Here is a 15,287-nt window from a genome sequence, read left to right on the forward strand (position 1 = left end):
CACCTAAAATCTTTTCTAGAGTTTTATAAAGATGTTTAGTGGTGTAATCAACACTACAACTAAAGCAAATCAGATAGTGTTTTCTAGCTGCAATTTGTAACCCAATTAGGGTTTTTTTATTTGCTGTTATAGTGATCTTGATTCCTTCCATTCTCTGGTTTTACCTGTAATCACTATTGGTGTTTCTTTGAGCTCTGAAATGTTTTTAGAGCCTGTTAAGAACATCGCTATTTTTAATTCTTCTTTTAATCTGTTTAGGTAGTTTGTTACTTGATCTATGTTTTCAGTTGCTGGTTTCACTAAAGGCAATGCCACTCCAGCTACATCTGCATCTAAAGCTATACTTTTGGCGATATCTATTCCAGATCTAACTCCACCGCTGGCCATAACCGGTATATCCACATCTAACTCAAGTAAACTTGAAACGGTTGGTATACCCCAGCCACTGAAAGTTTGACCTAAACTTTCTTTGAACCGATTCCCTTCATTTCTAGCTCTTATGCTTTCAATTATTGTCCAATCTGTTCCTCCAAGCCCTGCTACATCTATTGCATCAACACCTGCGTCTTCAAGCAACCTACCTACAGGTCTTGATATACCAGCACCGGTTTCTTTAACCATCACAGGGATATCGAGTTCGTTGGAGAGTTTTTCTATAGAGTTTATAACTCCATCACTATCGGTATCCCCTTCTAACTGAATAGCTTCTTGCAGAAAATTAAGGTGTATACAAAATACATCTGCATCGATCATGTCTATAGCTTGGTTTGCTTCATCAACACCATATCCCTCTACTAGTTGAGGAGCCCCTAAATTAGCTATTTTAAGAGCGTTTGGAGCAGATTCAGCTACAACTTCCAATGAACCTGCTAACGAACCATCCTCTATAGCTGCTCTTTGACTACCAACACCGATTCCTACATTCAATCTCTCAGCAGCCAAAGCAAGTCGACGGTTAACATCCCTCAATTTAGGATGTCCTCCAGTTATCGCTGGTATTACAAATGGAAAATCAAGTTCTTTACCTAAAAAAACTGTAGTTGTATCTACTGAATCCTTATCAACCTCAGGTAACGCTCTATGCAAAAGAGAAACATCTTCAAAACCAGTAGCACTGGACTCAACATCATACTTTTTACTAACATAGAGATGTTCTAGTTTTCTATCTGTTATTTTCATCATTGACCTCTATAGATATCAAGATTTAGGAAGGTGTCTTCTCGATAACTTAGATAATATTTTAAACATTCATAGATTTTTTAGTTGACCCTGTATGGAGTTGATTTAACAGAAATCTAATCCGTGTTTAGGTTAATTGTCTTCAAATATATTTTAATTTTAAGACCTACTAACAAGCTTCCCTGTATATATGACTTTAAACAATAATTTACTTTTGTACAAAAAACATCGAAAACTACTTGATCTCGGTTCCAACTTTCCGGCCTTTAAGGAAATCTAGGATGGCTCCTGGTTTTGTTGCATCGAATATGTATGCTGGTTTTTTCAGTTCTATAAGTTCTTGAACTTTATTCTTCATCCCACCTGTTACATCTATTGAATCGGATTCATTTAGGTATTTTTTATGTTTTTCTCTAAAATACATGATTTTTTCACCTTTATCGTTGATTACAGGTGTGTTTGTCGCCATACCCACTCTATCTACCTCTATTTTACTGTTTTTAGCTATAAAAGATATTATTTTGTCACCAGAGAGGACTGCCCCACCATACTCAGTGTCCATTACCATATCTCCATGCAGTATTGGTACAGATTTTTGTTGATAGGCTAATTCGAGAGTTTCTAACTGAAACTCCTTTATATCACTTTTCTCAGTAATAACAAAAGAAGATGGATGGATCGTTGTGGTTGGAACGCCTTTATCATTTAGAGTGTTTACAAAAAAACTATTAAGCTCTTTGACCGACCTTCTGACCTCTTCAAATGCAATCAATCTTTCATTCCACCCACCTACAAACCTATCCTCACCTATTTTATTTAGGCCATGTTTTTTTACAATTGGATGGCCGTATGAACCTGCTCCATGAACCAAAACAAGCCCGTTGGGAAATTCAGAGATTTCATTTGCGATCCTTTTTACATTCTTTTTATTGATAGATTTATATCGATCTTTATTGGTAATTATGCTTCCACCAATCTTCAACAACTTCATTCTCGAAGAACCCCGTTTTCTGTTATCTTAGTTTTGTATGCTTTAAATCCATTTGCTTCAATGGCGGTTGCAATTTTATCAGGGTCTTCTCCAATAGCTATCACACATCCACCGCCTCCTGCACCTGTTGTTTTCGCTCCCCACGCACCAGCATTACGTGCAACATAAGCGATTTGATTTAAATCCTCAGTACCAACTCCTAAACAATCTAACAACCCATGATTCACATTCATCAACCTACCTAACCCACTATAATCATTATCATCCAGCTTTTGAAGCCCTTGATACGTTATCTCACCTATAGAGTTTATCACGGGCTCTATAACACTTGGGTAATCTTCTTTAAGACGACTAACCTTCTCAACCAAAACACCTGTTGGACCTTCTTTTCCAGTATCTCCTATAACTACTGGAAGGTCTAACGACCTTATTTTCTCCAATTTTTCACCAGTTTCTACCCAAGTTAGCCCACCCATACTCGAAGTAAACGTGTCACAAGGACTGGCTCTTTTCTGAACATTCATCTCAACTTTATATCCAATCTCAGCTATCTCTTCAAGATCAAGATCTAAATCAAGTAAGGTAGAAAGAGTTTTTATTGAAGCGATGGTCACAGCTGCAGAAGACCCTAAACCTCCACCAATAGGTAGGTCAGTTTTTATATCCATATCAAAACCAATCTCACCACTAATATCTCCATCATAAATTGATTGAATCTCACTTATAACCTCGAAAACATAATGTAGTGGTTTTAACGTTCTTTCACCAGGACTTAATTCAACCTCACCATCACCAGCTATCTCAACAGACACATCCTTAAAAAAAAGGTCGTTTGAAGAAATCTTAATTAAACCATCACTTCTTTCAATAACTTCAACAGTTACCCGTTTATCTATAGCACAAGCTAACGCAGGTTCACCATAAACTACCGCATGTTCACCAAATAAATATATTTTTCCTGGAGCAGAACACCTAATCATAAAACCACAGTGTTTAAACCACCCTATTTGTAAAAGATACCTCTATATTATTTTTTTGAAATTATAACAATATCGAACAAAAAATTATACTATAAACGCTTAATCCCTTAAACACTTAATGCTAATTAAAAATAGGTTCTATCCACCACCCAAAAAAATGAGAGAACGATGCAATTCAACATAACTAAAATAAATATAAAAATCGATAAAAATTGATAAAAAACTGTTATTATTTGAATGCTATCGCCGCATACCCTACTACCTGGGTTTCGTCTCCAGTTGTTTCTGCACTGGTGGTGTATTCGATTAGGTTTCCCTGCATTTTTTTAGCTTTTGCAATCTCCATTGCTGTTGCTATAGGTCCATATCCACATATTGATATGTTCTCTTTTCGTATCGTTTTATAGAACTCAGTTGTATCTTGTTTCAATATTTGATCAATGGCTTTTTTATCCTTTTTTTGTGCAGAACTTTTAGATTCATAATGTGTGAAATCACTGCTACAAACCAAAGCTACATCATTGTTTTCCAGTATATCGACTAGTTTATCAGCTATCTCAACAACGGTCTCCTTATCCTGCAAACCCATAGATATTGGAAGTATACTAAAATCTTCATGGTAGTACTGGAGAAATGGAATTTGAACTTCTATTGAATGTTCTTGTTCATGTGCAATCGAGTCGTAAACCGCAATATCCATCAGTTGGTCCCCAATATCGGTATCAACCTCTACATCACCTAAGGGAGTTTTCCAGTTTTCTCTTGAAAGTGATAAAGCAGCTCCACGACCATGATGGTCAGGCCCTATAATTATGTAGGTATCTGCTTCCTTCAAACAAGAAATCGCTTTACCAGCAACCTTACCTGAATATCTAATTCCTGCGTGTGGAGATATAACTATAGATGCATTCTTTAAATCAGGCTTGATAATGCCTTCGATAAAATCGATCAATCCATCCTTAGAAGATGGATAAAAAGTACCGGAAACTGCTGGTTTTCTCATACCGATTAAAAACTATGAACTGCAACAACAAAGATTTTTCCATACACAAAAAAACAAAACTCATTTTAAAGATAGAAACATTTTATGCAATGTTTGTTTGATCATTGGTTGAAAAATAGGAACTTTAAACAATCTACCTTATCTAACTGCCTGTTCAGCTAACTAGCTTTGGGTTCATAGTATTTAGGGGTTTTGATTTCCCACGGGTTTGTGGCCCGTGGTGGTTTTTTTATAAAAACTGTTTTTGTTTTTTTTAGATTTCTGTTTCGAAGTCTGCTGGTTCGTATTTGAATTTGTCTTGTTCGCTTAGTCTTCCTTGGCTTTTTACTGTTTCTCTTGCTAGTAGCCAGTATACCATTGCGAGTGATTTTCGTCCTTTGTTGTTTACAGGTATTACGAGGTCTACGTTTGAGACCATGTTGTTTGTGTCGCATAATGCTATTACTGGTATTCCTGATGTGTTTGCTTCGTTTAGGGCTTGTTGATCCCCTATTGGGTCTGTTGCTACGACTACCTCTGGTTCTGTGTAGACTTCTAGGTTGGGGTTTGTGAGTGTTCCGGGTATCATTCGGTCTACTATTGCTTTTCCACCTACTATTTTTGCAAACATTTCTGCTGGTCTTTTTCCGTATTCTCTTGCTGATACTGCGATTATTTTTTCTGGGTCGAACATCGATAGGAAGTTTGCTGCGGTTTTTATTCTTTGGTCTGTTTTTTCTATATCAAATATGTACAGACCGTCATCTCTGGCTTGGTATATAAAGTCTTCCATGTCTCTTGATTTGTTCTGTGTACCGATGTGCACTCCTGTTTTAAAGTAATCTTCAGTAGGAATCAATGTTTCTGTTTCTTCTAATATGTCTTGGGTTTCCAATTTAACACCTCATGTATTTTTTAGTCTCCAGTTATTGCTACTGGTATGTTTCCATTTTCTTCAATTCTAATCAATTCATTTAGTTTGGCGGTTCTCTCGCCACCTATAGCTCCTGTTTTTATTATTTCGGAGCATGCTACAGCTATGTGGGCTATTGCAGAATCTGTTGTTTCTCCGGATCTATGTGAAACGGCTGTGTAGCAGTTGTTTTTTTCAGCAACTTCTATTGCTTTTAATGTATCTTTTAATGTGCCGATCTGGTTTGGTTTGATTAAAACCGTGTTTGCAGCTCCAATCTCCATTCCTCTTTGTATTCTTTCTTTGTTCGTTGTGAATATATCGTCTCCACAGATCAAGGATTTGTCACCGATTTTCTTGGTTAGCTTACTGAAACCTTCGAAGTCATTTTCATCTAATGGGTCCTCAACATAATAAAGGTCGTAATCATTTATTAATTGGGTTATGAACTCTATTTGGCTTTCGGTATCTCGATCGTTATCTCTTCTATATTTGTATACTGATCCATCCCACATCTCGCTTGCCGCGACATCAAGAGACGTCTTGATTTCAAAACCAACTTTATCGCTGATTTTGCCTATCGCTTTCTGTAGAATTTCTAGAGCTGCTTCAGTAGTTAAAGGAGCCACCCACCCTAACTCATCTCCTTTTCCACCACCAAAACTAGGAATTTCTTTAGATAATATCCTACCAACTTCATGGTGAACTAGTGCATTTGCGAAAACAGCTTGCTGACCTGATGGTGGATTAACTGGAATGGTTAAAAACTCTTGAATCTCAGTTGCTCCTTCACCGGCGTGTTCACCACCCTCGATTATATTGCCCAGTGGTAATGGAATACTTGGATTAGAGCCTGTTAAAACAGATATATATTCATATAAAAACATTCCTTCATTCTTAGCAGCCGCTTTAGCCGTAGCTATAGACACAGCTGTCGAGGCGTTACTGCCTAAACGGCTGAAGTTTTCAGTACCATCGATTTCCTTCAATAACGAATCAATTTCAAATTGCTCGGTAGGGTCTCGACCTAACAACCGGGGTTTAACTTCATTATCGATTAAATCCATCGACTTGTCTACTCCACCTTCTGGTAAAGCAACCGCTTCATGTTCACCGACACTCGCACCACTTGGAGAAGAAAACCTACCTACAACCCCACCTAAATCAACTTCCACCTCAATAGTCTCCTCACCACGACTGTTCAATAGTTTCCGAGTTCGAATGTCTTTTATTTCGCCCTTCATGTTGCTTGATCCTGCTCCTGACTTTTCTCCATAACCATAACGCCTGAAATAAATTAACTCTTTTGTACTAAATCAAAAATACATAAACATACTGCAAAAAACAAATAAAGATGAAATGGAGAGAAAATTAAGCTGAGCCTTTCTGGCCCTCCATATATTCATCTAAACTACCAAAATAATGATTACGTTTCTTAGTCTTATCGCGCACCGTAAGAGGAATCACACCTTCCTCAAGCTCCTTTCTAGCTATATCAATCGACTCCATCTGTTCATCAGCCTCTGTAAGAACTGGCGCTCCCAAAGATATCTGTAGAGCTCTAGCCCCAATAACCCTAGCTTTTTCAAACTTCGTGTATTTCAAAACGATGACACCTCACAAAAAAACAAAACATTCAGCCAAAATAGTTACACCTATAACAATAAAAACCTTTCCATACAGAAACAGCTCCTCCACCAAAAAAACATAAAAGCAGAAGTTAAATTGAAAACCAAATTAATAAAACAAACCCCGATTGAATGGCCTGTTATTGAAACTGAAATCAAAACAAGCATTATAGTTTCACATAAAAGGGTCGATCAAGCTTTCAATGAAGCTACCAAACAAATGGTCAAAGCAATATCAAACGATCTAAATACTAGTTGGGAGGAAGGATAATTTCTCTATAGCCTCAAAATCGATCTGGAAGTGAGTCAGTTTGTGGATCCAAAAAAACAGTTAGGAACATCATACCTAAGAAAAACCTGCCTACAAATAAACTACTGGAAGCGCTAAACCATTAAAAACACCTAAATAAATAATAAACAGAAATAAGTATCTTAATCGTCATTTAAGATGAAAAGGAGTTACAAACATGGTTGAACTAAAAGATTGGTACAAATATTTATGGCTATTAGGCTTCTTAGGAATACTAGGTTTTCTAACAGATAATTTGGCCTACTACGGGTTCTTAGGATTTTTTGGACTCGTTTCATTTAGATACTCTAAACCAGCTCAAGTAGACCTCAATAGGTCAACTAGAAATGCATTTGTAGTCGCATTGATTATATTCGCTACCTTCACACCCTACGTTGTATTAGTTGATGTACCGGAACTCTTAATATCTGGATATGCATTGACCTTTACATTAATGATAATCGTTTTTATACTTTCAACGATGTATTACGATAAAAAAGGATGAAATACTATCTAAAATCTATGACACGGCTAAATCTATACAATTAATCTTTAATCTATGGTGGTAGTGGTTAAAAATGGACTGAACCTTGGAAGTTGATTTAATCGTGAAGAAGATATTGACCTCTCCATTGTAGAAAAATGTTTATAGCGTTTTGCATTAACAAACGAACTGAATTTCTTTCCTTTTAAAACATGGAGCCGTATCTATATGTCTTTAAGGTTGCATAGTGGAAAAAAATTTAACATTAACGGGAAGATGTTTTAAAAGGGATTATATACGCAAACAACCTATACGCAAACAACCACAGGTCGGGTGGCCGGTGGAACTCTCGCTGTTCCCTTTTAGAATACGAATGTTTTTTTTTATTTTCATTTTTTCGAGTATTTTTTGTATAGATATGAAATTAGGGTAATGAATGCGATTATTAGTATTATTCCGGCATATTGGTCGATTATTAACATTTGGAATATTGTGTCAGCGAAATATGCTATCATGAAGCTGCCTATTAACCCACCTAATAGTATTGCTAACCAGACGTTTCTAGGTTTCATTCCTATTATCCTACCGATAATTGATGCACTTACAGCCCCTGAACCTTGGAAAGGTATCATTACAACCACTATTAGGCCTGTGAATGCGAAACGCCGTATCCAATTTCTTTTTTGCAGAATCTTCTCTCCCCTGGATTCAATTAGCCTTATATATCCACCGACCAATGGTATTTTTTTAGCTAAATCGAAGTTCCAGACTATAAATAATCCAACTACTGCTTCTACAAACGCTACCGATCCAGCGACAACTATTGGATGAAGACCTGCAGCAATTCCAGCTGGTATAACAGACTCTTTACCTAAAGGAGGGAATAAATATGCTGCCATAACTGGATAGACCTTCTCCCATTCTAGAAAAACATAAACAAATGCTATGTATACAGTTGCAATGGCGAAGGGAAATGTAAATTTAAACAATAACACCCAAAATTGGGGGTCTTCCAACCTATCCTGAAAACTCCAAAACAAATTAATTAGTTTTTCCAAACGACCCATCTAAAACACTGCTGCATTATATACTTGAATAGGGAGTTAAATAGTGTTATTAATATAAATAGTTTATAAGTAGTTACTTTAATCGGTAGGAACTTAATTTAGGTTTATAGTTGAATTTTTTATGGTTTGTTGTTTAGGTTGGGTGTTTTGGTTGTAGGGGTTTGGTGTGTTGAGTCAAAAAACCTTTGTCTTTATAAATCTAGTTTTATTGGGTCTGTTCTTGGAGATGGATTAAATCACTGGGGAAAAAGATATATCCGATATTGAAAATGATATCATCGAGATATATGGTAAGAGGGGTGAAAAAGCAGTTCAAGGAGTTAGAAAGAACTCTGTTAAAAAATATAGGGATTTCTGGGTTGTTGTAGGTAGTCAAGACCACATCGTCATAAACGAATCCTTTTGCGATTGCGAAGATTATTTATACGAAGTATCTTCAATAAAATCCGACATAGACTATTGTTGGCACGCACTTGCAGTCAAAATAGCAAAAAAAACAGGTATTTACAACGAAATAGACGCTTGGTACCACGAAATCAAAGACCTGCTGTAAAACCCTCCTTTATCTAAATAGGAGATTTTTTATGTCTAAATCAAGATAAAAATACAAAATCTATAGGTTTATGTTTTTAATGTGGAAAATATATGTTTGTTTTTTGTTGGGTTTGTGGGTACATTAATTTGGTAAATCAGGTTAATTATATACTTGATATGGTTGGTAGTTTATGGTTAGGATAATTTCTTTTGATGCTGATGGAACTTTATTCCGGGTTGATATTTTAAAGAGGTTTTGGTTTCAAGAAATCCCAAGGTTGTATGCGGAAAAACATTCTATTGGATTGGATTTAGCTGTTAAGGAGGTTAAGGATAGTTATAGGGAAGTTGGTCCAAGCGATGTTAGGTGGTATCTACCTAAATATTGGTTCGATCGTTTTGGGCTTAAAAAATCTCCTAGAGATGTGATTCAAGATATAAGTCATGAGGTTTCGTTGTATGGTGATGCTAGAGATGCTTTAATCGGTCTTTCGGATGATTTTTATTTGATAGTTGTTTCTAATTCACCTAGAGAAATTCTTGAAACTCAGGTAGGTAGGATACCTAACTACTTTGATTCTGTCTATAGTTCAGTTTCCGATTTTGATAGGGTTAAAGATGATGTTGAGACATATAGGTTGGTTTGTCGGGATTTAGATGTAGATCCAAGTGAAATTCTTCATATTGGAGATAATAGAGAACATGACTTTGAAGTTCCCAGAAAAATAGGAATAAACGCTTTACATCTAGATAGGTATACTGAGAATGAAAAAGAGAACAGAATAGACAACTTAAGAGATTTGACAAAACCATCATACCTAAAAAAATTCAACGTAAAGGGAGTCCCCCAAAAAAATAAATAAAATAAAATAAGGTATAGTTTTTTTACCTACTGATTCTTCTAGCTATTTCTCTTAAAAATGAACCTGAAGCTTGTTTTAAGAAAAGGGATAATGGTGTTTTTATCAACTCTATTTCTGTCTCTCCAGATTTAACTGCTTCAAATATACTCTCTATAGATTTATCACAATCTAATTTAGTGACTCCACGACCTACCATCTCTGGAATATGAGAATCGCTTCCTGCTACAACTGCAATCCCATTCTTCTTTGTATATCTTTTAGCTCTAGCATTAGCTATACCGGTTACATACCTCGAGTTGTAGACTTCAATTGCATCAACTTTATCTTTAAGTTTATCTATTTTCTTACCAATCCCATGTCTATATCTGTGGAATAAATGTGGAACTATAATGAATGCATTTTCTTTTTTAGCTATTTCAATCGTTTTTTCTACGGATAAACCCGGCTCTATAGTTTCATTTATTCCTAAAACAATTAGGTGTCCATCTTTTGTTGTAACTTCAACCCCTGGAATCACTATGAGGTCTTTGTTTTCACATAACTTCTGGCCTTCAAGATTTCCTTCAATCCGATCGTGGTCGGTAATCGCTATCGCATCGAGTTCTTGTTTTTCTGCAGACTCGATAATTTCCTCAATTGTTCCTGCAGCATCCTCTGAATACTCTGAGTGCACATGAAAGTCTATTCTAATATCTCTCACCTAATACATATTGGTATAAAATATCTCGATATCTCTACTAAATTTAAGTTAAAATTGTCTTGAATAGTTCAACAATATACTTTTTTTGAATTGAATACTCTAGAACACTTCACTTTAATTTTTTTGTTAGTTTTTGTGTTTTTTAGTTTAGTTTGTGGGAATAGTTTTTATGTTGTTTATTTATACATATTTATTGATGTTTTTTGAAAGAATAGTTTCTGAGGGTTTGGCGCATTATTCATATGTTGTTGGAGATGGAGGAGAAGCTGTTGTTATAGACCCTAGGCGAGATGTGTCTGTTTATTTTGATTTATGTCTTGAGTATGATTCTAGAATTAAGTTTGTTCTTGAGACTCATCGTAATGAGGATTATGTTGTTGGGTCTAGAGAGATTTTTGATCGTTGTGATGCTACTGTTTTTCATGCAGATAGTCAGTTAAATTATCGATATGGTCGTGATGTGGTTGAAGGTGATGAGTTTTGGGTTGGAGATCTTTTGATTAAGGCAATTAAAACTCCTGGACATACTCCTGGTAGTATTAGTTATTTGTTGTATGATCATGATAGTGAGCCGTGGGTTGTTTTTTCTGGGGATGTTTTATTAGCTGGTGATGTTGGCCGAACCGATTTTTTGGGTTTTGAGATGGTTGAGGAGATGTCTGGGATTCTTTATGATTCGATTTTTGATAAGTTGTTGCCTTTAGGTGATGGGGTTATTGTCTGTCCTGCACATGGAGCGGGTTCTGCATGTGGTGCGTCTATTTCTGAGAGAGATTGGACAACTATAGGTATCGAAAAGCAGAGGAATCCAATGCTTCAGGTTGAAGATAAAGATGAATTTATTGATAAGGCGAGTAGGATGCTTAAAAAGCCACCTTATTTTAGTAGAATGGAGGAAATTAATTTAAATCCACCTGTATTGAAACGACTGCCAACTCCAACTCCCCTTGGGTCAAAAGAGTTTAGGGAGCGTTTAAATGGCTCTCAAATACTCGATACGAGAAGTGAGTTGGAATTTGGATCTGCTCATATAGATGGTTCTCTTTCAATTATGTCCAACAACGTATCTCGTTTTGCAGGTTGGTTTTTAAACTATGAGGAACCTGTTTTATTGGTTACAAAGGATGTTTGTAGTGATGTTGAAAAGCTTGTGAGATTGGGTTTTGATAACATTCAGGGATATCTGGCTGGCGGAGTATTGGATTGGCATACTTCGGGGTTCCTAACTGAATCGATTGATACTTTAACTGTTCATGAGCTATGTAGGTTGATTGATACCGGGGATGTTGAGTATATATTGGATGTTAGAAGTCAAGGAGAGTTGAAGAGTAAAGGTGTGATTGAGGATTCAATCCATACCGAGTTGGAGGAACTTCCTAATAATTTAAATCGAGTTCCAAAGGATGGTGAGGTTTTTATTTTCTGTGGTAGTGGCATTCGGTCGATGACGGCTGCAAGTATTTTAAAAAAGAATGGTTTTAGTAAGTTAAATGTAGTGTTGGGTGGGCTTGCTGGCTGGTCTTCTAGAACTATGGATATTTTATAAACCTATTAAAACTGTGTCGTAGTGATTTTTAGGTTTATAATATGTCTGAAATGGTTTTTAAAATAAAAATGTTGGGGGTTTGAGGATTAACGTTTTTATGCGTTTTTCCTTTCTGCCCTTGCTAGATCTCCATTCCCATCTATATAATAAATATATTTGCTGTAGTCTGGCTCTATATCTGTGTTTTTTATCTCTTCTCTCTCCGGGTTATCCATCTTTCCGCCACCACGATTCATTTTTGACCGAAATACACTAAGCGTACCATCTACATTTTTAGCGTAGTAGAGCCATCCACTTTCCTTCTCTATATCCAGTTCCTCTAATTTTTCTCCCAAAATATACACCTCATTCAACCAGTGGGTAGGTATAACCTAAATATGTTTCGGTGTTTTTTACAAAGATTTATAAGTTTACGGATAATATTCGGTTTGAAATGGTTATTCCGGAGATTTCACCAGAGTATGTGACTGGAAAAATAATAGATTTTATAGAAAAAGAAGTTAAGAAATCTGGATGTACTGGTGTAGTTATTGGTTTAAGTGGTGGCCTTGATTCAACCGTAGTAGCATATCTATGCTCTAGACTAGATGATTTAGATGTCTTAGGAATTTCTTTACCAGTTATATCTAGTAACATTGATGCAAAAAAGATTGCTCGAGATATAGACATTAGGTTTAAAGAGATTGTGTTGCACGAAATCTTGGACTCTATATCCTCTTCTATACCGAAAGATGTCTGGAGACAGGATAAACTCGCCAAAGGCAATTTAGTCGCGCGAACCAGAATGTCCTTGTTATATTACCACTCAAATATAAATAACATGCTTGTTATGGGTACAGGTAACAAAAGCGAGTGGTATATAGGGTATTTCACTAAATATGGTGATGGAGCTGCAGATATAAGGCCAATTGGAGACCTATATAAAACACAGGTAAGGCAGTTGGCCAGGTATTTAGAGGTTCCTGAAAACATAATTAAAAAAGAACCAACCGCTGGTCTATGGAGTGGACAGACAGATAAAAATGAGATAGGTATGGATTATAATACGCTTGATAAAATTATTTATGGAGTCGAAGAAGGTCGTTCAATAAATGATATAGCTATTTCAAGCGATATAAACGTCGATTTAGTTAAAAAAGTGTTGAAGATGCATAAAAATACTGTTCACAAAAGAAATATGCCTCCAATCTGCAGGCTATAGACACTATACTCCATTATTTTTTGTTTTACAGGTCATCACTATAGCGTTATCACCATTTGAATAGTAGTTCTCAACTACCTTTGATTTCTCGAAACCTACTGCTTTGTAGAATCTGATTGCTGTTTTATTGGTTATTCTAACATGACACCATACTTCAGAGAGCTCTTTTTTGACCTTATCTATCAATGTGGATCCAACACCCATTCTTGTGTACTCAGGATGTACGCCGAATATTGAAATATATCCATTCCGTCTAAAAATTATAAAACCTATCACGAAACCATTTAGTTTTGCGACGTATACTTCATTGGCACTGAAATCCGCGGAGAAAGTTAGGAAATCCTGTCTTAACATACCCGATTTTTGATTGCATTTCTCTTTAATTCTCCAAGCCGGAAGTAGTTCCTTTATTCCAGCCCTAACAACCTCTAACTCCGAAACAAATTCCTCTTTACTAACTGAAGTAGATTCAGAATTTCCTATACTTATCCCTTTTCCCATCGCATATCAAACCTAGTGACATTCTCTCCGACCTAAATGGACGGAGTGTTCCAGAGAAGGTTGTTGGTCCAGCCAACCTTATTCTCTATGGTGTTGCCACACCAAAACTACTCTCCATTCCCAATTTGGTTTCAAGCATACCTATACCTGCCTTTTTTAGTCCATACTTGTTGTTTTGTGGACATGTTTTGTGGCATGTTTTGTGGACACGTTTTGGTCAAGCAATAGTCTACTGCTATTTAAACAATCATTATCTATGGCTATTATATCTATCGGGCCTGTATCCCCTCCCTAAAGGAAGAGGGGTCTTAGCCCTGTTTTAAGATGATTTTAAATCTAATCAATCTAAGCTTCAATATATATTGGTTATGTGTATTCCATACTCTATTTTGTAAATTAAATATCTCCTTATAAACATATTTTCCTTAAACTATTTACTATATCCAACATATTCATTTTTCTAATTGCCTTTTAATTCTATTTTTCGGTTTAAAAATTCATGATTAAATTTTTTCAACAAAATGTTTGTTTTAATTAACTAAATGGTTGTTTAACAAGGTTTTTAGAAACAATTTTTAATGTTATATTGTATTTTAGTTTTAACGTTCTTTATTTAGTCAAATATAATCAAGAGTATTGAAATGTTTTATTTTGACATCTTCTTGCCTTAAAGTACGTTGTTTTCTCTTCGTACTTCTGTAATGAAAAAACATAATGAGGTTAAGTGAACTCATTTTTTTGTCTAAAAAAACAGATAAAGGAATTTTTCATAGAATAAAATAAATATTTTCAATCTTAATATTTAGTGTTAAAGGTTTTTAATCAATTATCGATTATTTATTGTTAAGCCTTATATGGAGGATTATGTTGTGAATATAGATGTAGATAAATATTATGGATTGATATCTCCTCGACCTACGGTGTGCATATCAACTGTTGATAGTGATGGGAACAGTAATTTAGCGCCCTACAGTTTTCTAACGCCTTTATCTTTTAACCCACCGTTGATTGTAATTGGTGTTGGTGAAGGTAAAGACACCATAGTCAACGCTAGAGATATCGGTGATTTTGTAGTAACACCATTAACTGAAGACTGGATGGTTGAGGGAATTAAAACTGGTGAGTCATTACCTCATGGTGAAAGTGAGTTTGATTTAGCAGGTTTGAACACAAAAAGTTCAGAGAAAATTAAGTCACCTAGCGTTGCAGAAGCTGCTGTTAACATTGAATGTGAATACTATGGTGAATATGAAATTGGGGATCACCTCTTATTGGTTGGTGAGGTTGTGAACATTACAGCCAATGAAGACGCGGTAAAAAACGATCGTATTGCATTGGAGAAATATGGTGCTGTAGGCCATATATCTGGAGAAGAGTTCGCTGTAGCCAGAGATATAACAGAGATTGAACGTAATTAACTAGTTTAGTT

At 35.8% G+C, this 15,287-nt stretch carries 18 protein-coding genes; 7 read left to right on the plus strand and 11 right to left on the minus strand.

From position 1 onward, the window contains the following. Positions 1 to 126: 126 nt before the first annotated feature. The 7 genes from fni to AMET1_RS03165 form a co-directional block, all read right to left on the minus strand. The gene (gene fni / locus AMET1_RS03135) at positions 127 to 1,182 is read right to left on the minus strand and encodes a type 2 isopentenyl-diphosphate Delta-isomerase (RefSeq protein ID WP_086637027.1); all 1,056 of its coding nucleotides are present in this window, start codon (positions 1,180 to 1,182) and stop codon (positions 127 to 129) included. Between the two features lie 232 nt (positions 1,183 to 1,414). Then, positions 1,415 to 2,170: an isopentenyl phosphate kinase gene (locus tag AMET1_RS03140; RefSeq protein ID WP_086637028.1), complete on the minus strand. Its 756-nt coding sequence runs from the start codon at positions 2,168 to 2,170 to the stop codon at positions 1,415 to 1,417. Continuing rightward, on the minus strand, positions 2,167 to 3,150 hold the full coding sequence (mvk, locus tag AMET1_RS03145) for a mevalonate kinase (RefSeq protein ID WP_086637029.1): 984 nt from the start codon (positions 3,148 to 3,150) through the stop codon (positions 2,167 to 2,169). The genes AMET1_RS03140 and mvk overlap by 4 nt, the downstream gene beginning before the upstream one ends. Positions 3,151 to 3,379: 229 nt before the next feature. Further along, positions 3,380 to 4,153, minus strand: a complete 774-nt coding sequence (locus AMET1_RS03150) for an MEMO1 family protein (RefSeq protein WP_086637030.1) — start codon at positions 4,151 to 4,153, stop codon at positions 3,380 to 3,382. A 253-nt stretch (positions 4,154 to 4,406) separates the two neighbouring features. Then, a complete protein-coding gene (gene rpsB, locus AMET1_RS03155; RefSeq protein WP_201721253.1) occupies positions 4,407 to 5,027 on the minus strand; it encodes a 30S ribosomal protein S2 in 621 nt (206 codons plus the stop codon). Between the two features lie 20 nt (positions 5,028 to 5,047). Beyond that, complete coding sequence (gene eno, locus AMET1_RS03160; protein ID WP_086637031.1) at positions 5,048 to 6,289, minus strand: phosphopyruvate hydratase; 1,242 nt, start codon at positions 6,287 to 6,289, stop codon at positions 5,048 to 5,050. A 127-nt stretch (positions 6,290 to 6,416) separates the two neighbouring features. Further along, positions 6,417 to 6,650 (minus strand): DNA-directed RNA polymerase subunit K, encoded by a 234-nt coding sequence (locus tag AMET1_RS03165; RefSeq protein WP_086637032.1) that lies wholly within the window; start codon positions 6,648 to 6,650, stop codon positions 6,417 to 6,419. Positions 6,651 to 6,770: 120 nt separating this feature from the next. Here AMET1_RS03165 and AMET1_RS07875 point away from each other — a divergent pair, with 120 nt between their 5' ends. Together AMET1_RS07875 and AMET1_RS03170 are read left to right on the plus strand one after the other, a co-directional pair. Further along, positions 6,771 to 6,944 carry a hypothetical protein gene (locus AMET1_RS07875; RefSeq protein ID WP_161490737.1) on the plus strand — a complete coding sequence of 58 codons (174 nt, stop codon included), beginning with the start codon at positions 6,771 to 6,773 and terminating at the stop codon, positions 6,942 to 6,944. A 196-nt stretch (positions 6,945 to 7,140) separates the two neighbouring features. Then, the gene (locus AMET1_RS03170) at positions 7,141 to 7,467 is read left to right on the plus strand and encodes a hypothetical protein (protein ID WP_086637033.1); all 327 of its coding nucleotides are present in this window, start codon (positions 7,141 to 7,143) and stop codon (positions 7,465 to 7,467) included. 368 nt (positions 7,468 to 7,835) lie between these two features. Here AMET1_RS03170 and AMET1_RS03175 read toward each other — a convergent pair whose 3' ends face one another. Further along, on the minus strand, positions 7,836 to 8,513 hold the full coding sequence (locus tag AMET1_RS03175) for a small multi-drug export protein (RefSeq protein ID WP_086637034.1): 678 nt from the start codon (positions 8,511 to 8,513) through the stop codon (positions 7,836 to 7,838). A 283-nt stretch (positions 8,514 to 8,796) separates the two neighbouring features. Here AMET1_RS03175 and AMET1_RS08130 point away from each other — a divergent pair, with 283 nt between their 5' ends. Together AMET1_RS08130 and AMET1_RS03185 are read left to right on the plus strand one after the other, a co-directional pair. Continuing rightward, positions 8,797 to 9,066, plus strand: a complete 270-nt coding sequence (locus AMET1_RS08130; protein WP_394334877.1) for an SWIM zinc finger family protein — start codon at positions 8,797 to 8,799, stop codon at positions 9,064 to 9,066. A 172-nt stretch (positions 9,067 to 9,238) separates the two neighbouring features. Then, positions 9,239 to 9,910, plus strand: a complete 672-nt coding sequence (locus AMET1_RS03185) for an HAD family hydrolase (RefSeq protein WP_086637035.1) — start codon at positions 9,239 to 9,241, stop codon at positions 9,908 to 9,910. 22 nt (positions 9,911 to 9,932) lie between these two features. Here AMET1_RS03185 and AMET1_RS03190 read toward each other — a convergent pair whose 3' ends face one another. Continuing rightward, entirely contained in the window at positions 9,933 to 10,610 is a 678-nt protein-coding gene (locus tag AMET1_RS03190) for a PHP domain-containing protein (protein WP_086637036.1), read from the minus strand. A 196-nt stretch (positions 10,611 to 10,806) separates the two neighbouring features. Here AMET1_RS03190 and AMET1_RS03195 point away from each other — a divergent pair, with 196 nt between their 5' ends. After that, a complete protein-coding gene (locus AMET1_RS03195; protein WP_086637370.1) occupies positions 10,807 to 12,156 on the plus strand; it encodes an MBL fold metallo-hydrolase in 1,350 nt (449 codons plus the stop codon). A 95-nt stretch (positions 12,157 to 12,251) separates the two neighbouring features. Here the strand turns inward: AMET1_RS03195 and AMET1_RS03200 are convergent, their stop codons facing one another. Beyond that, complete coding sequence (locus AMET1_RS03200) at positions 12,252 to 12,491, minus strand: hypothetical protein (RefSeq protein WP_086637037.1); 240 nt, start codon at positions 12,489 to 12,491, stop codon at positions 12,252 to 12,254. Positions 12,492 to 12,589: 98 nt separating this feature from the next. Between AMET1_RS03200 and AMET1_RS03205 the strand changes: the two genes are divergently transcribed. Continuing rightward, positions 12,590 to 13,357 (plus strand): NAD+ synthase, encoded by a 768-nt coding sequence (locus tag AMET1_RS03205; protein ID WP_236629425.1) that lies wholly within the window; start codon positions 12,590 to 12,592, stop codon positions 13,355 to 13,357. Positions 13,358 to 13,360: 3 nt separating this feature from the next. On the opposite strand, the gene AMET1_RS03210 is transcribed toward AMET1_RS03205, so the two are convergent. After that, positions 13,361 to 13,858, minus strand: coding sequence for a GNAT family N-acetyltransferase (locus tag AMET1_RS03210; protein ID WP_086637038.1), 498 nt, complete (start codon positions 13,856 to 13,858; stop codon positions 13,361 to 13,363). An 854-nt stretch (positions 13,859 to 14,712) separates the two neighbouring features. Here AMET1_RS03210 and AMET1_RS03215 point away from each other — a divergent pair. Continuing rightward, positions 14,713 to 15,276 (plus strand): flavin reductase family protein, encoded by a 564-nt coding sequence (locus AMET1_RS03215; protein ID WP_086637039.1) that lies wholly within the window; start codon positions 14,713 to 14,715, stop codon positions 15,274 to 15,276. Positions 15,277 to 15,287 lie beyond the last annotated feature (11 nt).

This window comes from Methanonatronarchaeum thermophilum (assembly GCF_002153915.1).
GTDB lineage: Archaea > Halobacteriota > Methanonatronarchaeia > Methanonatronarchaeales > Methanonatronarchaeaceae > Methanonatronarchaeum > Methanonatronarchaeum thermophilum.